This window comes from Frigoribacterium sp. PvP032 (assembly GCF_017833035.1).
Taxonomy (GTDB): Bacteria; Actinomycetota; Actinomycetes; order Actinomycetales; family Microbacteriaceae; genus Frigoribacterium.
The window spans coordinates 183,695-203,932 of sequence record NZ_JAFIBM010000001.1 but is presented as its reverse complement, the minus strand read 5'-3'; the positions used below and the strand labels follow the sequence as shown (position 1 = coordinate 203,932).

20 protein-coding genes and 1 tRNA gene are annotated in these 20,238 nt (G+C 72.4%); 8 read left to right on the top strand and 13 right to left on the bottom strand.

The features are described from left to right. The first annotated feature begins 2 nt into the window (after positions 1–2). The gene (locus tag JOE35_RS00975; protein ID WP_166644836.1) at positions 3–164 is read left to right on the top strand and encodes a hypothetical protein; all 162 of its coding nucleotides are present in this window, start codon (positions 3–5) and stop codon (positions 162–164) included. Next, on the top strand, positions 161–799 hold the full coding sequence (locus tag JOE35_RS00970) for an aminodeoxychorismate/anthranilate synthase component II (protein WP_209559425.1): 639 nt from the start codon (positions 161–163) through the stop codon (positions 797–799). Before JOE35_RS00975 ends, JOE35_RS00970 begins: the two co-directional genes overlap by 4 nt. A 55-nt stretch (positions 800–854) precedes the next feature. Here JOE35_RS00970 and pknB read toward each other — a convergent pair whose 3' ends face one another. From pknB to JOE35_RS00935, 7 genes are all read right to left on the bottom strand, one after another. After that, complete coding sequence (gene pknB / locus JOE35_RS00965; protein ID WP_307802880.1) at positions 855–2,564, bottom strand: Stk1 family PASTA domain-containing Ser/Thr kinase; 1,710 nt, start codon at positions 2,562–2,564, stop codon at positions 855–857. 197 nt (positions 2,565–2,761) lie between these two features. Beyond that, positions 2,762–4,552: a protein kinase gene (locus tag JOE35_RS00960; protein WP_209559424.1), complete on the bottom strand. Its 1,791-nt coding sequence runs from the start codon at positions 4,550–4,552 to the stop codon at positions 2,762–2,764. Continuing rightward, a complete protein-coding gene (locus JOE35_RS00955; protein ID WP_209559423.1) occupies positions 4,549–6,021 on the bottom strand; it encodes a penicillin-binding protein 2 in 1,473 nt (490 codons plus the stop codon). Before JOE35_RS00955 ends, JOE35_RS00960 begins: the two co-directional genes overlap by 4 nt. Further along, a complete protein-coding gene (locus JOE35_RS00950) occupies positions 6,021–7,517 on the bottom strand; it encodes an FtsW/RodA/SpoVE family cell cycle protein (protein ID WP_209559422.1) in 1,497 nt (498 codons plus the stop codon). The genes JOE35_RS00955 and JOE35_RS00950 overlap by 1 nt, the downstream gene beginning before the upstream one ends. After that, positions 7,501–8,745: a PP2C family serine/threonine-protein phosphatase gene (locus tag JOE35_RS00945; protein ID WP_209559421.1), complete on the bottom strand. Its 1,245-nt coding sequence runs from the start codon at positions 8,743–8,745 to the stop codon at positions 7,501–7,503. The genes JOE35_RS00950 and JOE35_RS00945 overlap by 17 nt, the downstream gene beginning before the upstream one ends. A gap of 7 nt (positions 8,746–8,752) precedes the next feature. After that, the gene (locus tag JOE35_RS00940) at positions 8,753–9,301 is read right to left on the bottom strand and encodes an FHA domain-containing protein (RefSeq protein ID WP_209561790.1); all 549 of its coding nucleotides are present in this window, start codon (positions 9,299–9,301) and stop codon (positions 8,753–8,755) included. Further along, complete coding sequence (locus tag JOE35_RS00935) at positions 9,295–10,008, bottom strand: DUF3662 and FHA domain-containing protein (protein ID WP_209559420.1); 714 nt, start codon at positions 10,006–10,008, stop codon at positions 9,295–9,297. The genes JOE35_RS00940 and JOE35_RS00935 overlap by 7 nt, the downstream gene beginning before the upstream one ends. Positions 10,009–10,128: 120 nt before the next feature. On the opposite strand from JOE35_RS00935, the gene JOE35_RS00930 reads away from it, so the two are divergent. Next, positions 10,129–10,212 (top strand) — tRNA-Leu (locus tag JOE35_RS00930). A gap of 77 nt (positions 10,213–10,289) precedes the next feature. Here JOE35_RS00930 and JOE35_RS00925 read toward each other — a convergent pair. Continuing rightward, complete coding sequence (locus tag JOE35_RS00925; RefSeq protein WP_209559419.1) at positions 10,290–10,973, bottom strand: SOS response-associated peptidase; 684 nt, start codon at positions 10,971–10,973, stop codon at positions 10,290–10,292. Positions 10,974–11,126: 153 nt separating this feature from the next. On the opposite strand from JOE35_RS00925, the gene JOE35_RS00920 reads away from it, so the two are divergent. Continuing rightward, complete coding sequence (locus tag JOE35_RS00920) at positions 11,127–11,663, top strand: universal stress protein (protein ID WP_209559418.1); 537 nt, start codon at positions 11,127–11,129, stop codon at positions 11,661–11,663. A gap of 94 nt (positions 11,664–11,757) precedes the next feature. Further along, positions 11,758–12,645 (top strand): NAD(P)H-binding protein, encoded by an 888-nt coding sequence (locus JOE35_RS00915; protein WP_209559417.1) that lies wholly within the window; start codon positions 11,758–11,760, stop codon positions 12,643–12,645. 44 nt (positions 12,646–12,689) lie between these two features. Here the strand turns inward: JOE35_RS00915 and JOE35_RS00910 are convergent, their stop codons facing one another. Genes JOE35_RS00910 through nucS form a run of 3 tightly spaced genes read right to left on the bottom strand, consistent with a single transcriptional unit; the run spans position 12,690 to position 15,405 of the window. Then, positions 12,690–13,967 carry a CynX/NimT family MFS transporter gene (locus JOE35_RS00910; RefSeq protein ID WP_209559416.1) on the bottom strand — a complete coding sequence of 426 codons (1,278 nt, stop codon included), beginning with the start codon at positions 13,965–13,967 and terminating at the stop codon, positions 12,690–12,692. Then, positions 13,964–14,653: an HAD hydrolase-like protein gene (locus JOE35_RS00905; protein ID WP_209559415.1), complete on the bottom strand. Its 690-nt coding sequence runs from the start codon at positions 14,651–14,653 to the stop codon at positions 13,964–13,966. The genes JOE35_RS00910 and JOE35_RS00905 overlap by 4 nt, the downstream gene beginning before the upstream one ends. A gap of 56 nt (positions 14,654–14,709) precedes the next feature. Next, a complete protein-coding gene (gene nucS, locus JOE35_RS00900) occupies positions 14,710–15,405 on the bottom strand; it encodes an endonuclease NucS (protein ID WP_146902151.1) in 696 nt (231 codons plus the stop codon). 130 nt (positions 15,406–15,535) lie between these two features. Between nucS and JOE35_RS00895 the strand changes: the two genes are divergently transcribed. From JOE35_RS00895 to JOE35_RS00885, 3 genes are all read left to right on the top strand, one after another. After that, positions 15,536–15,919, top strand: coding sequence for a GntR family transcriptional regulator (locus JOE35_RS00895; protein ID WP_209559414.1), 384 nt, complete (start codon positions 15,536–15,538; stop codon positions 15,917–15,919). Between the two features lie 57 nt (positions 15,920–15,976). After that, positions 15,977–16,225 (top strand): hypothetical protein, encoded by a 249-nt coding sequence (locus JOE35_RS00890; protein ID WP_209559413.1) that lies wholly within the window; start codon positions 15,977–15,979, stop codon positions 16,223–16,225. 185 nt (positions 16,226–16,410) lie between these two features. After that, the gene (locus JOE35_RS00885) at positions 16,411–17,478 is read left to right on the top strand and encodes a LacI family DNA-binding transcriptional regulator (protein ID WP_209559412.1); all 1,068 of its coding nucleotides are present in this window, start codon (positions 16,411–16,413) and stop codon (positions 17,476–17,478) included. A gap of 161 nt (positions 17,479–17,639) precedes the next feature. On the opposite strand, the gene JOE35_RS00880 is transcribed toward JOE35_RS00885, so the two are convergent. Both JOE35_RS00880 and JOE35_RS00875 read right to left on the bottom strand, forming a co-directional pair. Continuing rightward, positions 17,640–18,965, bottom strand: a complete 1,326-nt coding sequence (locus tag JOE35_RS00880; RefSeq protein ID WP_307802879.1) for an MATE family efflux transporter — start codon at positions 18,963–18,965, stop codon at positions 17,640–17,642. Positions 18,966–18,967: 2 nt separating this feature from the next. Then, positions 18,968–20,233 (bottom strand): uracil-xanthine permease family protein, encoded by a 1,266-nt coding sequence (locus JOE35_RS00875; protein ID WP_209559411.1) that lies wholly within the window; start codon positions 20,231–20,233, stop codon positions 18,968–18,970. Between the last annotated feature and the right edge of the window lie 5 nt (positions 20,234–20,238).

The window sequence follows — 20,238 nt, the reverse complement described above, 5'->3', positions numbered from 1 at the left end:
CCGTGTACGGCGCCCTCTGGCGCGTGCTCCCGGGCCCCTGGTGGCTGCGGCTCCTGCTGCTGCTCGTGCTCCTCGCCGCCGTCCTGTTCGTCCTGGTCGAGTGGGTCTTCCCGCTCGTGAACGAGCTCGTCCCTGCCCCTGACGTCACCGTGGAGGAACAATGACGCGCATCCTGGTCGTCGACAACTACGACAGCTTCGTCTACACGCTGAACGGCTACCTGCAGCAGCTCGGGGCCGAGACCGACGTCGTGCGCAACGACGCCTTCGGCCCCGACGAGATCGCCGGTCGCATCGCAGAGTACGACGCCGTCCTGCTCTCGCCCGGCCCGGGCACACCGGCAGCCGCGGGCGTCTCGGTCGACGTCGTGCACGCTGCCCTTGCGGTCGACAAGCCGCTGCTCGGCGTCTGCCTCGGGCACCAGGCGATCGCCGAGGCCCTGGGCGCCACCGTCACGCACGCCGAAGAGCTGATGCACGGCAAGACCTCGCGCGTCGAGCACGACGACAGCGCCTTCTACGCCGACGTGCCGCAGCCCTTCACGGCCACGCGGTACCACTCTCTTGCCGTCGTCGACGAGACGGTGCCCGCCGACCTCGAGGTCACGTCCCGCACCTCGGGCGGGGTGATCATGGGACTCCAGCACCGCTCTGCACCGCTCTACGGGGTGCAGTTCCACCCGGAGTCGGTGCTCACCCAGGGCGGCTACCAGATGATCGGCAACTGGCTCGGCGTGGCCGGGCTGCCGGAGGCGGCGGTCACGGCGCGCTCGCTGAGCCCGCTGGTCGACCTGAGCTGACGTCGGCCCCCCACCGCGTCGGCGGTCGGAGCCCGTCGGCGTCAGCGGCCGCGGGTCAGCCCGCGCTGCACACGCCGAGGGTGATCTCGGAACCCTGCGGCTGGTCTCCCGGCGGGAGGGACTGGTTGGACACGCTGCCGCCGGAGCAGCCGGGGTCGACGTACGACTTGACCGTCAGGCCGAGCTGGTCGCCGAGGACCGACACGGCCTGCTCGAACGACTGCCGCGTCACGTCGGGGACGCTGACCTTGCCGTTGCTGACGACGAGGTCGACCGTCGTCCCCTCGGCCACCTCGCTGCCGGCGGCAGGGGTCGACTCCAGGACGGCGTTCTCCGGGACGTCAGGCGAGTAGTCGGAGGTCTGCTGCCCCTGGGCGAGCCCCGCCGCCGTGATCGCGGCCCAGGCGGCGTCCAGTTGCTGACCGTCCACCGACGGCATCGCGATCTGCACGGGACCCGACGACACGGTGACGGCGACGGGCGAGTTCTTGAGCACCGACGTCCCGGCCTCGGGGTTCGTCGAGATGACCCGGCCCTCGTCGACCGTGTCGCTCGGCTCGTCGGTACGGGTCACCGTCAGGTCGAGGTCGCCCAGCTGGGCCGCGACGTCGTCGTAGGTGCTGCCGACGACGACGGGGATCGTCGAGGTCTGGGCGTTGTCGATCTCGGGCGGCTGGAGGTTCACCACCCAGAACACGACGGCCACGATGACGATGCCGACGAGCACGATGCCGGCCCAGATCCAGGCGACCGGAGGCCGCGTCTGCGTGCGCTGCGGACGGTCGTTGTCGTCGGAGGAGAGCTCTTTGAGGGCGGCCTCGCTGCCGACGCGGCTGTGGGGGTCGACGCCGAAGAGCGTCGAGCCTGCCTCCGGTGCCGGGCGGCGGCGCTCGGGCGCGCGCCCCTCGCCTGCGGCGTGGACGTCGGTCCGGAAGTCGGCGGCCGTCTGGAAGCGCTCGAAGCGGTCCTTCGCGAGGGCCCGCAGCACGACGGCGTCGAGGGCCGGGGAGACCGCAGGGGCGACGGTGCTCGGGGGCACCGGTGCCTCGCTGACGTGCTGGTACGCGACCGCGACGGGAGAGTCGCCGCGGAACGGCGCACGACCCGTGAGGAGCTCGAAGAGCAGCACCCCGGTCGAGTACAGGTCGGAGCGGGCGTCGACGGTCTCGCCGCGGGCCTGCTCGGGACTGAAGTACTGGGCGGTGCCGAGGATCGTGGTGGTCTGCGCGACCGTCGCGGACGAGTCGGAGATGGCACGGGCGATGCCGAAGTCCATCACCTTGACCTGGCCGGAGTGCGTGATCATGACGTTGCCCGGCTTGATGTCGCGGTGCACGACGCCCGCGCGGTGCGAGTACTCGAGAGCGGTGAGGACGCCCTCGGTGATGCGCACGGCCTCGGCCGGGTCCATCGGGCCCTCGCGGACGATGTCCTTGAGGAGGCGGCCCTCGACGTACTCCATGACGATGAAGGGGACCTGCACCTCGTGACCGCTGCGGTCCCTGGTCGATTCCTCGCCGGCGTCGAAGACGCGGACGATGGTGGGGTGCGCCATGCGGGCCGCGGCCTGCGCCTCCTGTCGGAAACGGGTGCGGAACGCCGGATCGGTGGCGAGCGACGGCTTCATCAGCTTGATCGCGACGCGGCGGCCGAGCCGCGCGTCGGTCCCGACGTGGACGTCGGCCATCCCGCCCCGGCCGATCAGCTCGCCGATCTGGTACCGGTTGGCGAGGAGGTGGATGCCCTCTCTCACGCCTTCAGCCACGCGCCAGTCTCCCCTCTGGGACCCCGCTGCCTGCGCGACCCTTCCGAACCGGACCCAGTGTATCCGGGCGTCGGCCCCCGGACGGGGCCGTCGCCTACGCCAGAGGGATGATTGTCAGCGGTTCGTGACACCCCGGAACGACCGAGGCCACGACCGTCGGGGGACGATCGTGGCCTCGGTCGAGGAGGGGAGCGCCGCTACCCCTCGTCGCCGTTCCCGTCGGTCGGGACGGGGCTCGGCGTCTCGACGGGCGCGGTCACGGTGACGGTCACGCCCGCCGACGGGGCCGAGCTCAGCTGCCCGCACACGGCCACGTACTGCACCGTCATGTTGCCGGGCGTCGCCGACTTCACGGCGACGCTCGTCACGTTGGTGCCGAGCTGTCCGCTCGTCTGGCCGCCCATGTCGGTGCCGCCCGTGATCGAGTACGTGTACCCGGTCAGCGTGTAGCCGACGGGGCAGTTGCCGAAGGCCTGCCACGAGATGTCCACGGTCTGGACGCCGTCCCCGAGCACGCTGGGGGCGGAGGCGGTCGGTGCCGTCGGCTGCGGGGGCGTGGGCGCCGCCCGGTAGATGTACATCGTGACCGAGGCGCCGATGGGCACGTTGCCGCTGCGGTCGAGACCCGCGACCGTCCCGACCGCGGCCTGGTCGGGAGCCGGGGTCGTCGCGTCGACCGACGTGACGTCGAGGCCGAGGTCGCCGAGGCGCCCGCGTGCGTCGTCCTCGGCGAGGCCGATGTAGACGCTCTCGTCGACCGCGACCGTGGTCGGGCTCGGCTCGGGCTCGGGGGACGACGACGACGGGGACGGCGCCGGGGCGGAGGAGGACGGCGTGGTCGGCGCCGGGGCCGGGTCGTCCGAGCCGACGGCGAAGGCGATCAGGGCGCCCACGCCGGCCAGCACGATGACGCCGAGGACGATCAGGGGCCAGAACCAGGGGCTCCGGGGCTTCTTCTCGTCGTCCGGCTCGTCGCCCCCGCCGCGCTGGGCCTCGGGGTCGGCGGCGCCGGGCGTCCAGGCCGCGGCACCCGGCTGCTGGCGGGTGCTGCCGGTGGGGTCGTACAGCTGCGTGGTGGCGTCCTGGGCGCTGAACGCCCGGGTGGCGGCGTCGGCGGCTCCGGCGGCCGCCATGCCGATCATCGGGACGGCCACGGTCGCGGCCGCCACGTCGCCTCGGCGCAGCGCCCGGGCTGCCTGGGCCAGCGCCGAGGCGCTCGCGGGCCGGTCGGCCGGCTTCTTGGCGATGCACGACAGCACGAGACGTCGCACGGGCTCGGAGACCGTCGAGGGGAGGTCCGGCGGCTGCTCGTTGATCTGGGCCATGGCGATGGCGACCTGCGACTCGCCCGTGAACGGACGTCGTCCGGCCAGGGCCTCGTAGGCCACGATGCCGAGCGAGTAGATGTCGGTGCTCGGCGAGGCCGGGTGCCCGCTCGCCTGCTCGGGCGAGAGGTACTGGACGGTGCCCATCACCTGGCCGGTGGCGGTGAGCGGCACCTGGTCGGCGATGCGGGCGATGCCGAAGTCGGTGATCTTGACGCGGCCGTCGGGAGTCACGAGCAGGTTGCCGGGCTTGATGTCGCGGTGCACGAGGCCCGCGGCGTGGGCGGCCTGCAGGGCGGACGCGGTCTGCGCGACGATGTCGAGCACCTTGTCGGTGGGCAGCACCCGGTCGCGCTCGAGCACGGTCGACATGGCCTCGCCGGGGACGAGCTCCATGACGAGGTAGGCGCTGCCTTCCTCCTCGCCGTAGTCGAAGACGTTCGCGATGCCCTCGTGGTTGACGAGCGCGGCGTGCCGCGCCTCGGCGCGGAAGCGCTCGAGGAACCCGGGGTCGCCCAGGTACTCGTCCTTGAGGATCTTGATCGCGACCGTTCGGCCGATGACCAGGTCCGTGGCTTCCCAGACCTCGCCCATGCCGCCGATGGCGACGCGGGTCGACAACTGGTATCGCCCACCGAAGGTGATTCCGCCGGAAGGTCTCATTTGTTCAGCACCGCCTCTAGTACTTTCTTCGCGATTGGTGACGCGACACTGTTCCCGAACGCGGACTGTCCGAGTCCGCCGCCGTTCTCGACGACCACCGAGATGGCCACTTCTGGGTTCGCCGCCGGCGCGAAGCCGGTGAACCACAACGTGTAGGGGTCGCCAGGGCCGTTCTCGGCCGTTCCCGTCTTGCCCGCGACGTCGACGCCAGAGATTCTCGCACCGCTGGCGGCGCCGTCGGCGACGTCCTGCACCATCATGTCGGTCATCGTCTGGGCCGTCGCCGTGCTGACGGGCTTCCCGTACTCGCTGGGCGAGAAGTCCTCCACAGGGCTGAGATCCGGGTTCAGGACGCTCTCGATCAGCGTGGGGTCCATCAACGTGCCGCCGTTGGCGATCGCGGACGACACCATGGCCATCTGGAGGGGCGTGACCCGGTCCGAGCCCTGGCCGAACGACTGCAGCATGAGCGTCGCGTCGTCGATCGGCTCGCCCTCGCGCTCGATCGGGAAGCGGCTCGGCGTCACGGCCTGGGGGATGGCGATCGAGTCGTCGCCGAAGCCGAACGCGGCGGCCTGGTCGGCCATCGCGTCGGCGCCCAGGGCCTGGCCGAGCTGAGCCATGGGGATGTTGCACGACAGGCGCAGGGCGGTCGCGATGGTGGCCGTCTCGCCGCCTCCGCAGCTGCCGCCCTCGGCGTTGTTGATGCTGAAGGTGGAGCCGGGCAGCTGCAGGGTGGCCGGGTTCGGGAAGGCGCTGTCGGGCGTGTAGTCGCCGCTCTCGAGCGCGGCCGCGACCGTGACGAGCTTGAAGGTGGAGCCCGGGGCGTACAGGTCGCCCTGGATCGCCCTGTTCTGCAGGGGGTCCGACGGGTCGGCGACCAGGGCGTCGTACGAGCTCTTGACCGCGGCGGGGTCGTGGGACGCCAGCGGGTTCGGGTCGTAGCTCTGCTTGGACACCATCGCGAGGATCTTGCCGGTCGCCGGGTCCATCGCGACGACCGAGCCCGAGTTGTCGCCCAGGGCGTCGTACGCCGCCTGCTGCACCGTGGGGTCGAGCGTGAGGTTCACCGTGGCGCCCTCGGGGTCCTGGCCGGTGAGCAGGGAGTTGATCTGGTCGAAGAACTGCGAGTTCGCGTTGCCGGTCAGCTGCTGGTTCATGGCGTCCTCGACGCCGCGCGAGCCCTGGCCGAGCGTGTAGTAGCCCGTGACGGGGGCGTAGAGCTCGGGCTGGGGATAGGTCCGCTGGAACTCGTAGACGTCGTCGACCGGCACCGACTGCGCCACGGGCTGGCCGCCGACGAGGATCGGGCCTCGCTGGGCCGAGTAGCTGGCGAGCAGCGAACGGTAGTTCCGCCCGTCCGCCCGGAGGGAGTCTGCCTGCACGGTCGTGATGTACGAGCTCGAGATGAAGAGCGCCACGAACATGGCGAGCACGACGAGGCTCACGCGCTTCAGTTCTTTGTTCATCAGCCGATCACCAGCCTGGGTTGGTCGCGGACGGAGTCGGACAGCCGCAGCAGGAGGGCCACGATGATCCAGTTCGCCACGAGCGAGGAGCCGCCCGCGGCCATGAAGGGAGCCGTCAGCCCGGTCAGCGGGATCACGCGCGTGACGCCGCCCATGACGACGAACACCTGCAGGGCGATGACGAACGCGATCCCGACGCCGAGCATCCGCCCGAAGTCGTCCTGCCCGACGAATCCGATGCGGAAGCCGCGGGAGACGAGCAGCAGGTAGAGGGCCAGGATCGCGAAGATGCCGGCCAGGCCGAGTTCCTCCCCGAGCGACGCGAAGATGTAGTCGCTCTCGGCGAGGGGCGTCGTCTGGGGGCGGCCCTGACCGAGCCCGGTGCCGACGAGGCCGCCGTTCGCGAAGCCGAACAGCCCGGTGACGAGCTGGTACGAGCCGCCGTCGGCCGAGTACTCGGTCGGGTCGAACGGGTTCAGCCAGGCACGGAACCGGCCCTGGACGTAGCCGAGGAACGTGCTGGCGACGATGGCGCCGCCGAGGAACATCGTGAGGCCGAGCACGATCCAGCTGCCGCGCCCGGTGCCGATGTAGATCATGACCAGGAACAGGCCGAAGTAGAGCAGCGAGGTGCCGAGGTCGCGCTGGAAGATGAGCACGCCCATCGCGACGACCCACACGATCAGGATCGGACCCAGGTCGCGGGCCCGGGGGAACCGCATGCCGAGGATCTTCGGCCCCATCAGCGACAGGTTGTCCCGTGCGGTCACCAGGTAGCCGGCGAAGAAGATCGCCAGCGTGATCTTCGCGATCTCGCCCGGCTGGAACGAGAACGGCCCGATGTCGATCCAGACGCGGGCGTTGAGGCCCTCACGGCCGAGCCCGGGGATCAACGGCAGCAGCAGCAGCGCGATCGACACGAACATGGCGATGTACCGGTAGCGCGAGAGCACCCGGTAGTTGCGGATCACGATCAGGGCGACCAGCGCGATCGTCATCGCCATGACCGTCCAGGCGATCTGCTTGATGCCGAAGGCCGCCCAGCCCTCACGCCCGTAGGCGAGGTCGATGCGGTAGATCATCGAGATGCCGATGCCGTTGAGCGTCAGGGCGATCGGCAGCAGGAACGGGTCGGCCTCGCGGGCCACGACGCGGAGCACCAGGTGGAAGATCAGCCCGAGGCCGAGCACCGCGGAGCCGGCCACCAGCACGGAGGCGTCGATCGCCCCGGTCGCGCCGAGCTGGACGAGGACGATCGCACCGGCGCAGATCCCGGCCGCGACGATCAGCAGCAGGAGCTCGAGGTTGCGGAGCTTCGCGGGCTGGCGCAGCCGCAACGTGATCGCCTGCGTCAGGTTCTGCGCCTGGGCGGGGTCTCGGGACGAGTCGCCGGAGGCGCGAGCGGGTCCGCGGGACGCTCCTGCGCCTCCTGTAGGACGGCCGATCAGCTCGGTCGACGCCTCGTCCGAGGACCTCTGGTCATCGAGCGACGGCATCGGACAGCCTCTCGACGATGGCGCGCGCGTCCCCTAGCGAGTCCGCGTTGATCGTGTCCTCGACGGTCTGCTGCGTGTAGTTCGGCAGGTCGTCCACCCGGACGTCGGTGACCTCGTGCACCTCGCTCAGCGTGATCGGGCCGAGGGTCTGCTGCACGCCCTTGTAGATCACGACCGTGCCGTTCCGCTCGCCCACGTAGTAGTGGTCCTGGGTCCACTGGTAGGCGAGGAGGAGGCCGGCCACGAGTGCGCCGACGGCGACGACGAGCGCGACCAGCCAGGTGACGCGGCGCCGTCGACGCCGACGCCTGTCCTCTGCGATGAGCTCGGCGAGGTACTCGTCCGACTCGGGCTCGAAGTGGCTGTCCTCCGGGGTCGAGGCGACCTTGAGCGGGTGCAGCAGGATCGTGGGCAGGCGCAGGGACTTGCGACCCGTCTCGCCCTCGAACGTCAGGGGGGCCGCCGCGGAGCCGACCGTCACGGGGGGCTCGACCGCCGAGTCGCCGCTGTCGTCGACGTCGACGACCACCACGGTGACGTTGTCGGGGGCGCCGTGGTCGAGGGTCTCCTTCACCAGGCGACGCGTCGTCTCGTCGGCGTCGAGCCCGGCGGCCAGGGCCTTCTTGATGCGGTCCTCGGCGAGGTAGCTGCTGAGGCCGTCCGAGCAGATCAGCCAGCGGTCGCCCGGCTGGGTGCCGATGATGGCCGTGTCGATCTCGGGGGCTGCGTCGACGTCGCCCAGGACGCGCATCAGGACGCTCCTGCGGGGGTGGACCGCCGCCTCCTCGGCCGTGATCCGGCCGCTGTCGACGAGGCGCTGCACGAACGTGTGGTCGGCGGTGATCTGGCTGAGCTCGCCGTCGCGCCACAGGTAGATGCGCGAGTCGCCGATGTGGGCGATCGTCATGCTGTCGCCGACCCGGAGCAGGGCGCTCACGGTCGTGCCCATGCCCGTTAGTTCCTGGTGCTCGAACACGGTCTCGGCGAGCAGCTGGTTGGCGGCGATCAGCGACGACTGCAGGGCGAACTCGGCGTCGCCTGGCGACGTGTACTGCTTGTCGGTCTCGCGGATGCGCCGGATGGCGATGGCCGAGGCGACGTCGCCGCCGGCGTGCCCGCCCATGCCGTCCGCGACCACGAACAGCTGCTGACCGGCATAGCCGCTGTCCTGGTTGTTGGACCGGATCTTGCCCACGTTGGACAGGGCGGCACTCTTGGGCGTCGTCATCTGGCGGCTACCGTCGCAGCTCGAAGCTCGTCTGCCCGATCGTCACCGTGGCGCCGGTCGGCACCGGAGTGGGGACGGTGACGCGCTCGTCGGAGAGGAACGTCCCGTTCGTGCTGTCCAGATCTTGCACGACCCAGCGCCCGTTCCACAGCATGAGCCGGGCGTGGTGCGTCGACGTGTAGTCGTCACGGATGACCAGGTTGCTCTCCTGTGAACGGCCGATCGTGAGGGGGCCGTCGCCGAGCGGCATCTCGAGGCCCGCCTTCGCGCCCTTGGTGATGACGAGCCGGGTGGCGGCGCCGTCGCCGGAGGGCGCCGAGGCGCCGGCGGGACGCTGCGGCGCGGGGACGGGCGCGGGCGTGGCGACTGGCCGGGGCGCAGGAGGCGCGGCGGCCGACGACGAGGCTCGTCCCGGCTGCTGGTCGGTGGGCATCTTGCGCGCCCGCTGCCCGAACAGATCGGAGCGCAGGGCGAAGACGACGGCGAAGACGAAGAGCCACAGCACGGCCAGGAAGGCGAAGCGCAGGGCGAAGAGGGTCAGCTCACTGGTCACCAGGATCCCCCTCGGACGTCGGGCCCGTCGAAGGGGTCGGGCGTCGAAGACTGGGGGAGCACCCGGAACACGATACGCGTACGACCGATCTCGATGACCGAGTCCGGCTGCAGGGCGGCCTTCGAGAGCGGCGCGCCGTTCAGCTTCGAGCCGTTCGTGGAGCCGAGGTCGCGGGCCTGGGCACGCTGGCCGTCCCACAGGATCTCGACGTGCTTGCGGCTCGTGCCCGTGTCCTGCACGGTGATGTCGGCGTCGCTGCCCCGGCCGATCACGGTGCGCTGACCGGTGATCGCGTGGCGCGTACCGTCGACGTCGACGAACGGGCGCCACTTCACGTCGCCCTGCACGTTGCGCGAGTCGACCACCATGATGCCGACGCTCAGGGAGTCGTCCTCACGGAGCCGGACGCGCAGCGGGCCGGCGAACTGGTAGCCCTGCGCCGTCGCGTGCCGCTGCGTGAGCTGCGTCAGCTCGTCGATCAGCGCAGGGCCGACCGCGGCCATCGCCTCGTGGTCGGCGGGCGAGAGGCGGACCAGCAGCTCGTTCGGCACGAGGATGCGGTCGCGGGAGACCACGGCCGCCTTCGTGTCGAGCTCGCGCCGCAGCGCGCTCGTGATCTCGAGGGGCTGCACGCTCGAACGGAACGTCTTGGCGAAGGCGCCGTTCACGGCGCGCTCCAGCCCGCGTTCGAAGTTGTCGAGCAGTCCCATGGGTCTCCAGGTTCGGGGGTCACTGGTCGCCCGATCTTAGCCGGACGGCGCGGACGGCCCCCGCCGGAGCCGTCACGGTGCTCTGACGAGGGGCTCGGACATGATAATGTTCTCGAGTTCGCGCGAGTGGCGGAATTGGCAGACGCGCTGGCTTCAGGTGCCAGTGCTCGAAAGGGCGTGGGGGTTCAAGTCCCCCCTCGCGCACGCGAACGGAAAGGCCCTCCTCACGGAGGGCCTTTCCCGTTCCCGGTGTCTTCGGTCGCGCCGACGCCCCTGCGGCGTCAGGCGATCGGCTCGATCAGGTGCGGGCCGGTGTTCCGCACCGAGCCGACGTCGCGGGTGACCTCGTGGTGCACGAGGTCGTGGGCCACCTCGAAGGAGGTGCGGTCGAGCAGCGCGAGCAGCTCGCCGGTGTCGAGGTGGTCGCCCAGCCAGTCGTCGTAGGCGTCGGGCGTGAGGCACGACGGCATCCGGTCGTGCACCTCGCCGGGCGCGACGTGCGCGTCCCTGGTGATGATCGACATCGAGAGCACCCAGCGGGACGGGTCGTCCTCCTCCTTCGCGGGGTCGGGCCAGGCGCTCATCACGCCCGCCATCGCGAGGCCGGCGTCCGGCTGGTGCACGAAGTGCGGCTGCTTGCCCGTCTCGGTCACGACCCACTCGTAGTAGCCGAGCGCGGGCACGATGCAGCGCGCCTGCGCGAACGGCCGCCGGAACATCCCGCTCGTCGCGACGGTCTCGACCCGGGCGTTGATCGGCTGCGGCCGCTTCTTGAGGTCGGGGTACCACGACGGCGTCAGGCCCCAGCGGGCCTGCGCGAGCTCGCGCTCGCCGTGGCGCGTGCGCACCACGGGCACTGTCGTGGTCGGGGCGACGTTGAAGTCGTCCGGCAGGGGCCCGAGGCCGGCGAGCAGGTCGGGCATCAGGTCGGACGTCGCCTTCGCGATGACGTAGCGGCCGCACATGGCGCCAGTCTGCTCCCGTCGGGGCGCCGGGGGAAGAGGTCGCGGACCATCGTCGTCGGGGGCCGCCGAACGGTTCCCCTCTGGCCCTCCCGCGTGGTTCACTGTGGCCACGCGCGGCGGCGCCGCCGCTCGGGAGCAGGAGAGGTGGTCGCCGTGGCTCGCTCAGGAGAGATCCCCGACCCGGCCGAGGAGCTGCGCGGCTGGGTGGTCGTGGGCGTCGTCCCCGCCACCGCCGAGGCCGTCGTCGCCCGGGCGGCGGAGTTCGCCCGCCGGTTCGGCACGGGGCTCGCCTGCGTGGCCGTCGAGTCCGACCGGATGGCCTTCGCCGAGAGCATCGACGGGACGGTCCTCTCGTACCCGATCGCCCCGGAGAGCTGGGCCGACGAGATCGTCTTCGAGCCCGAGCTGCGCGAACGCCTGCTCACGGTGCTGGTCGACCACGCCGGGCCGGTCGCGTTCGTCGCCCTGACCGGCGACCCCGCGACCGGGCTCGCGTCGTTCGCCCGGACGATCGACGCGCCGATGATCGTGGTGGGGAGCCGCGAGGCAGGGCTCAGGGGCAGCCTGCGCGAGTTCTTCGCCGGCTCCGTGGCGCTGCATCTCAGCCACCGGCAGACGCGACCGGTGGTCGTCGTGCCGCTCGCACCCGTGTCGCGGACGCAGGCGCTGCCGTGGGAGGACGAGCTGTAGGGGCGCCCCCTCGGCGGGCTGTCGGATCGGGGCGCTGCGTCGTGCCCGGCGCGGCCGGGGGAACAGAGGACGCGCCTCGATCGTTGCCTGTGTCATGACCGACACCGCCTCCTCCACCGTCCACCGCTCCTCCTCGTCGGGGCCGCTCGTCGGCGTGACCGGCGCGACCGGTGCCGTGGGAGGCCGCGTCGCCGCGGCGCTCGCGGAGGCCGGCGTCGCCCAGCGCCTCGTCGTGCGCGACGCCTCGCGGGCGCCGCAGCTCGCGGGGGCCGAGGTGACCGAGGCGACCTACGGCGACCACGCGGCGTCCGTCGCGGCGCTGCGCGGCGTCGACGTGCTGTTCATGGTCTCGGCCGCCGAGGCGCCCGACCGGCGCGCCCAGCACCTCGACTTCGTCGCCGCCGCCGCGGAGGCCGGCGTGGGACACGTCGTCTACACGTCGTTCCAGGGCGCGGCGCCCGACGCGGTCTTCACCCTCGCCAGGGACCACTGGGCCACCGAGGAGGCGCTGCGCACGTCGGGCATGCAGGTCACGCTGCTGCGCGACTCCTTCTACCTCGACGTGCTGCCCGAGTTCGCGGACGAGCAGGGCGTGCTCCGCGGGCCGGCCGGGTCAGGACGAGTCGCGGCCGTCGCGCGGGCGGACGTCGCCGACGTGGCCGCCGCCGTGCTGCAGGACCCGGCGGCCCACGCCGGTGCGACCTACGAGCTGACCGGCTCGGAGGCGGTCGGCCTCGAGGAGGCGGCGACCCGCCTGGCGGCGACGCTCGGCCGGCCGTTCTCGTTCGTCGACGAGACGCTCGACGAGGCCTACGCATCGCGGCAGCGCTGGCAGCCCGAGCCGTGGCAGGCCGACGCGTGGGTGAGCACGTACACGTCGATCGCGTCGGGCGAGGTGTCCGGCGTGACGACCGCCGTGCGCGACCTCACCGGCCACGACCCGCTCACGATCGAGACCCTCTTCGGGCCGCGCGGCGCCTGACCCGCGCCGCCTGACCCGCGCTGCCGCTGCCGCTCTGTCGCGGCTCAGTGCACGCGTCGCGCGGAGAGCACTCCGCTGACCCCGAGCACCAGCACCGACACGAAGACGCCGACCATGGGCAGCTCCCAGCCGCCCGAGGCGTCGTGCAGCCCGCCGATCGCCAGGGGCCCGAGCGAGGCGATGGCGTAGCCGCCGCCCTGCACGAGGGCCGACAGACGTCGGGCGTCGTCGCCGGTCGTGGCCATCCGCACGATCACGATGAAGATGATCGTGATGCCGCCGCCCTGGGCCGCGCCGCCGAAGATCGACCAGATCAGCCAGTGCTCCGGCGCGAAGAAGAGGCCGAGGGGCATCGCGGTCCAGAGCACGCCGATCAGCGCGATCACGGCCGACGGGCGCCAGCGGAGCGCGAGCAACGGCACGCCGAGAGCTCCGACGACCGCCATGATCTGGAACACCGACGAGCTGGCCCCGGCGGCCTCGCGGGTCAGGCCGATCTCGTCGCCGAGCAGCGTGGGCATCCACGCGGTGAGCCCGTAGTAGGCGAAGGCCTGGCCGGCGAAGGCGAGCGTGAGGCCCCAGGTGGTCCAGCGCCGCAGCAGCGGCCGGCGCCGCGCCTCCGCGTCGGCCTCGTGGGCGGCGGTCTCGACCACGTCGATGCCGCCGGTCATGACGTCGGCCGAGGAGGCGCGTCCTCGGTCGACCGCGTCGGCACCGGTGCGTGCGCCCACGCCGAGCGCCACCCGCGGCCCGACGGCGACGGCCCACACGGCGACGGCCAGCACGGCGAGCAGCCCCCAGCCGACCAGCGCGGCCGGCCAGCCGACGACCGAGGCGATCGGCGCGGTCGCGAGCGACGTGATCATCGAGCCCACGTTGAGGGCCGACGTGTAGATGCCCGTGACGAAGCCCGCGCGCTCCGGGGTGTAGTCGCGGCGGATGATGACCGGCAGCACGACGTTGCCGACGGTGATGGCGATGCCGATGACGATCGTGCCGACGTACAGCCAGGACGAGGTGCCGAGCGCGCGCAGCACGGTGCCGAGCAGCACCCCGGCCAGGCCGATGCTGACGGCGCGCTCGGCGCCGACCTTGACGATCAGGCTCGAGGCGAGCGGGCTCGCGAGGGCGAAGCAGAGCACGGGGATGCTGGTCAGCAGCCCGGCGACCACGGCGGTGAGGCCCAGGTCGGCGCTCATCTGGCCGAGCACCGGCGCCGTGGCGACGATGGGGCCCCGCAGGTTCAGCGCGATGAGGACGATCGCGAGGGTGAGCAGCCAGGCGGCGGGCGAGCGGACCGCGGCCGAGCCGGCCTGCCTCACGCCGCGCCGCGCAGGGGCGCCGTGACGAGCTCGACGCCGAGCAGGTCGGCGACCTCGCGCACGTCGGAGGCGACGGCGACGGCGCCGACGTGCTCGGCGGGCTCGCCGTAGCCCCAGGTCACGAGGATGGTCGGCACGTCGTGCTCGGCCGCGCCCTCGACGTCGTGGTGGCGGTCGCCGATGAGCACCGGACGGGTGACGTCGGCGCCGCGCTCGCGGAGCCGGCGGAGCGCCTCGGCGACCACGTCCGCCTTCGTGTTGCGCACCTCGTCGTCGGACGCACCGGTGATCAGGTCGAGGTACTGCACGAGGTCGTGCGCCTCGAGGATCTTGGTGGCCGGCGTCTCGGGCTTCGAGGTGGCGGTCGACGTGGGCAGCCCCGCCGCGTGCACGCTGGCCAGCAGGTCGCGCACCCCGGGGAAGATCTCGCCCTCGAGCGCGCCGTTCGCGAGGTAGTGGGCGCGGTAGGTGCGCATCGCCTCGGCGAGGCGGTCGCCGGTCAGGCCGAGGCGCACCTCGAAGCTCTGCGGCAGGGGCGGGCCGACCCAGGCCATCAGCTCGGACTGATCGGGCACGGGCAGGCCGAGCGAGTCGATGGTGTGCGCGAGGCTGGCCGTGATCGCGGGCGCCGAGTCGGCGATCGTGCCGTCGAGGTCGAACAGGACGGCCGTGTAGGTGGGGATCATCGGCTCCAGCTTACGAGCGCCGCGGAGCTCCGGCCGCTGCCGGGACGGACGTGCGGCTAGAACAGCCGCGAGTGCGAGTCGTCGAGCCCGCGCATCGCGTCGTAGTCGAGCAGCAGCGTCCGGATGCCGCGGTCGTGCGCGAGGGTGCGGGCCTGCGGCTTGATCTCCTGGGCGGCGAACACGCCCGTGACCGGCGCGAGGTGCGGGTCGCGGTTCATCAGCTCGAGGTAGCGCGTCAGCTGCTCGACCCCGTCGATGTCGCCGCGGCGCTTGAGCTCGACGGCCACGGCGGCTCCCGAGGCGTCACGGGCGAGGATGTCGACCGGGCCGATCGCGGTCATGTACTCACGCCGGACGAGCACGTGGCCCTCGCCCAGCAGGTCGATCTGCTCGGCGAGCAGCTTCTGCAGGTCGGCCTCCACGCCGTCCTTCGTGAGGCCGGGGTCGACGCCCATCTCGTGCGACGAGTCGTGCAGCACCTCGTGGATCGACACGACGAGGATGTCGGCGGTCTTCGCCTGCGTGACCTTCCAGAGCTCGACGACCCCCGCCTCCTGCTGGTCGGCGTCGGGCTCGAGCACGCTGAGCGTGCACGGCGGGCTCATCCAGTTCAGCGGCTTGTAGCTGCCGCCGTCGGAGTGCACGAGCAGGCTGCCGTCGCTCTTGACCATGAGCAGGCGGGTGGCGAGGGGGAGGTGGGCGCTGAGCCGGCCGGCGTAGTCGACCGAGCAGCGGGCAATGACGAGACGCACCCGACGATCCTACGGCGCAGGAGGCGCGGGCCGGGCCGTCGAGGACCCCTCGTATATCTTGACAAGATTCGATATATGAAATACGTTCAGGTCGTCCGGACCCGCCGGGCGACCACGAGGGGACCACATGATGACCGGCACGACACACGCCACGACCACCGGACCGGGCGCGCACGCCGCGGTTCTGCGCCCCGGGACGCTCCCGTCTGCCGACGAGGTCGCCGAGCTGCTGCTGGTCGATGTCGCCGTCGGCCGCTGGATGCCCGGCGACGAGATCGACGTGCCGGCGGCCGCCGCCGAGCACGAGGTCACGGAGGCGGTCGTCCGGCTCGCCCTGCACGACCTGCGTCGCGCGGGCCTCACCAGCACGAACCCGTTCACGGGAGGGTCGGTGATCGTCTGGCACCGCCGCCACAACGAGGTCCTGATGCGGCGGCTCGTCGGCGTCGTCGCCGTGGTCGCGGGGCGCCGGCCGTCGCTGGAGGACCTGCCCGAGCCGGCTCGCGCCTCCTAGGCCGTCGCCCGTCGCGGCCTCCTGCTGCCGGCCGACCTCGCCCACCTGCTCGACCTGGTGCGGCTCCTCGTGCTCGTCCTGCCAGAGGCGAGCCGTCGACAGGTGCTCACCGAGATCGTCACGCCGCTGTCCGTCCTGGGCACGACGACGGCGATGCGGGTGCACGGCGTCGTCCCCGCCATCTCCGACGACGTGCGGGGAGCGATCGTCGACCTCGTCGAGGTCGCGGCCCACTACGGCGAGTGGGACGACGTGCCCGTGCTCGTCGCCGACTACGCGGTGGCGCTCGGCCCCGACGAGCGCTGACGCCCCTGCTCGCTCTCTCCTCGTTCAGGAACATGGGTCCTGAGCTGCGCGAGGAGAGGAGCGTGAGTCCTGAGTCGTGCACGGATCAGGAACTCGGACCCGTCAGTTCCTGAGCCGCCGCCACGCAGGAGGCGGTGGTCCCGGCCCAGCCGCGGTCCCGACGCCGTCGGATAGGCTGCGGCACCATGAGCCGGGCAGAGGGCGACGTCGCCGCGAGGCCGACCCTCGCCGCGGTCGCGCGAGCGGCCGGGGTCAGCGCGAGCACCGCCTCCTTGGCGTTCAGCGGCGCCGGCCCCGTCTCGGACGAGACGCGCAGCCGGGTGCTGGCCGTCGCCGCCGACCTCGGCTACGGCGGGCCCGACCCTCGTGCGCGGTCGCTGCGCCGCGGCCGCTCGGGCATCGTCGGCGCCGTCCTCGAGGACACCCTGAGCAACGCCTTCCGCGACCCGATCAACGTCGCCATGCTCGACGGCATCGCCGACGTCACGGGCCCTGCCGACAACAGCCTGCTGCTGCTCACCGAGACCGAGGGCGAGCACACCCGCCTGCTCGACGCACCGGTCGACGCCCTGGTGCTGTTCGGGTGCAGCACCCGTCTCGACTCGTCGGTGTCGACGGTGCGCCGCCGCGGCATCCCGCTGGTCTCGATCGAGGCGCCGCCGATGGAGGGCGTGCTCGACATCGGAGAGGACAACGTGGGCGCGTCCCGGCTGCTCGCCCAGCACCTCCACGACCTCGGTCACCGCCGTGTCGCCGTCGTCGCCCTCGAGCTGGGGCCCGGCCGCGAGACCGGCGCGATCACCGACGCACGGGTCGCCGCGGGCACGACCTGGCCGGCCCTCGAGCGACTTCGCGGCACGCGCCTCGTCTACCCCGACGTCGGCGGGCTGGTCACCCGCGGCAGCTGGACGTCCGAGGGGCACCGGGCCGGCACGCAGCTGCTCGACGTGCCGGCGTCCGAGCGCCCGACGGCGATCATCGCCCAGAGCGACCTGCTGGCCTCGGGCGTCATCGCCGCCGCTGCCGACCTCGGCCTCTCCGTGCCGGGCGACCTCAGCGTCGTGGGCTACGACGGGGTGCGGCTCGACGACCCCCGGGCCGCCGACCTCACCACCGTGGTGCAGCCCGCCGTCGAGAAGGGCCGCGCGGCCGGTCGCGCCGTGCTCGCCCTGCTCGCCGGCGAGGCCGCCACGGGCACGATCTTCACGAGCGTGTTCCGCGCGGGCTCGACGACGGCGCCGCCGCGCGCCTGAGCGCGCCCGTCCCCGGCTCGTTCCGAGCACCGGCATCTCGAGTTGCCCCGAACTGCTGCTCGCGAGGCCGCCGGGCGACAGTTCGGGGCAAGTCGACCCCGAGTGTGCCGAGTGGCGCGCGCCCGACGCCGAGGCCGGTGCGGCGCGGATGAGGCCGGTGGTCAGCCGGCGCCGACGACCATCCAGCGGTCGGTGCGCGCGCGCAGGCCGAGCGTGACCGCGCGGGCCCCGATGTAGCCGAGGCCGAACGTGAGCCAGAGCGCGACCGCACCGGTCGTGCCGGGGCCGACCCGCGCCTCCACCGGGAGCAGCAGCGCGAGGTAGGCCAGCACGCTGACGACGCTCGCGATCGCGAGGTAGCGCGCGTCTCCGGCGCCGAGCAGCACCCCGTCGAGCACGAAGACGAAGCCGGCGAGCGGGATCCCGACGGCCATCGCGACCACCACCGACGGCAGGAGGGCCCTGACGCCCTCGTCGCTGCTGAAGACGGGCGCGAGCACCGGGGCGAGCGCGGCGAGCAGGGCGCCGAGCAGCACTCCTCCGCCCACGCCGAACAGCATCAGCCGGCGGGTGATCGCCCGCACCCGCTCACGGTCGCCTTGGCCGAGCGCGTGCCCGACCATCGCCTGCCCGGCGATCGCGAGGGCGTCGAGGGCGAACGCGAGGGTGCTGAAGAGCGTCAGCGCGATCTGGATCACTGCCAGGCCGGCGACCCCCGAGGAGGCGGCGGCCACGACGGTCGCGACGAGCGCGGCCCGCAGGCCCGCGTTCCGCACCAGCAGCCACGCGCCGGAGCGGGCGGTCCGGCCCACCCCGCCGAGGCCCGGCCGGAGGTCGGCCCCGACCGCGCGGGCGGCCCGGACGGCGATGACGACGTAGACGGCGGCCATGCCCCACTGCGCGACGACGGTGCCCGCGGCCGAGCCGGCGATGCCCCAGCCGAGGCCGTAGAAGAACAGCGCGTTGAGCGCGGCGTTCGCCGCGAACCCGACGCCGGCGACGACGAGTGGGGTGCGCGTGTCCTGCAGGCCGCGGAGCAGCCCCGTCGCGGCGATCACGATCAGCATCCCCGGCAGGCCGATCAGCGAGACGGAGAGGTAGGTCGTCGCCGCGGCGGCCACCTCGCCGCCGACGCCGAAGAGGCCGACGAGCGGCTCGGCCACGAACGCCCCCGCGACGGCGATCACGACGCCGACGAACAGGGCGAACCAGAGGCCGTCGACGCCGGCGCGGATCGCCCCGCGACGATCGCCGGCTCCGAGACGCCGCGCGACGGTCGGCGTCGTCGCGTAGGCGAGGAAGATCAGCAGGCCGAGGGCCGTCTGCAGGATGACGCTGGCGATGCCCAGCCCGGCGAGCGGGACGGAGCCGAGGTGCCCGACGAGGGCCGTGTCGGTGAGGAGGAACAGCGGCTCGGCCACGAGCGCGCCCAGCGCGGGCAGGGCCAGGCGGAGGATCTCGCGGTCGAGCGGCGACCGGAGGCGCACGTCTAGTCGGTGCCGCGGAGGCGGCCGACCACGGTCATCAGGTGGTAGACGACGATGGCGGCGACGGTGCCGAGGATGATGCCGCCGAAGCTCGCGCCGCCGAGCGCGAAGGTGAAGTCGGCGATGCCCATGATGAGGGCGACGCCGGCCGTCAGCTGGTTCTTCGGGCGGCTGAAGTCGACCTTGTTCTCGACCCAGATGCGGATGCCGATCACGCCGATGAGACCGTAGAGGGCCGTGGTCACGCCGCCCAGCACCCCCGGCGGGATGGTGAAGATGACGGCGCCGATCTTGGGCGACAGGCCGAGCAGGATCGCTACTATCCCCGCGACCCAGTAGGCGGCGGTGGAGAAGACGCGGGTGGCGCTCATCACGCCGATGTTCTCGCCGTAGGTCGTGGTGGCCGAGCCGCCGCCGAGACCCGCGAGCACGGTGCTGAGGCCGTCGGCGAAGAGGGCGCGGCCGGTCAGCGGGTCGAGGTCGCGCTTCGTGAGCTGGCCGACGCCCTTGACGTGCCCGACGTTCTCGGCGATGAGGGCGAGCACGACCGGCAGGAACCCGAGGTAGATCGGCAGCTGCGCGAGGTCGAACGCGGGGGCTGTGAAGGTGGGCAGCCCGACCCAGGCGGCGTCGCCGACCGCATCGAACGAGACCTCGCCGAGCAGCACCGCGGCGACGTAGCCGACGACGACGCCGACGAAGATCGAGAGACGGCCGAGCAGGCCCTTGAACAGGACGGCGCTCAGCACGACGGCCGCCAGGGTGATCACGGCGGTGAGCGGCGCCTGGGCGAAGTTGTCGCGCGCCGCGGGCGCCAGGTTGAAGCCGATCAGGGCGACGATGGCGCCGCTCACGACCGGGGGCAGCAGCGCGTTGATCCACCGGGTGCCGGCCAGGTGCACGACGACCCCGACGATCGCGAGCAGCGCGCCCACGACGATGATGCCGCTGAGCGCGAGCGGGATGCCGCCGACGGCCGTCGCGGCCCCGATCGGCGCGAGGAACGCGAACGACGAGCCGAGGTAGCTCGGCAGCTTGTTCTTCGTGATGATCAGGAACAGCAGCGTCCCGATGCCCGAGAAGAGCAGGGTCGTGCTCGGCGGGAAGCCCGTGATGATCGGCACGAGGAACGTGGCGCCGAACATGGCGACGACGTGCTGACCACCCAGGCCGATGGTGCGCGGCCAGGTGAGCCGCTCCTCCGGGGCGACGATCTCGGTGGAGTCGACCGTCTTGCCGTCGCCGTGCAGTGCCCAGGGAAGTGCCATGGGCA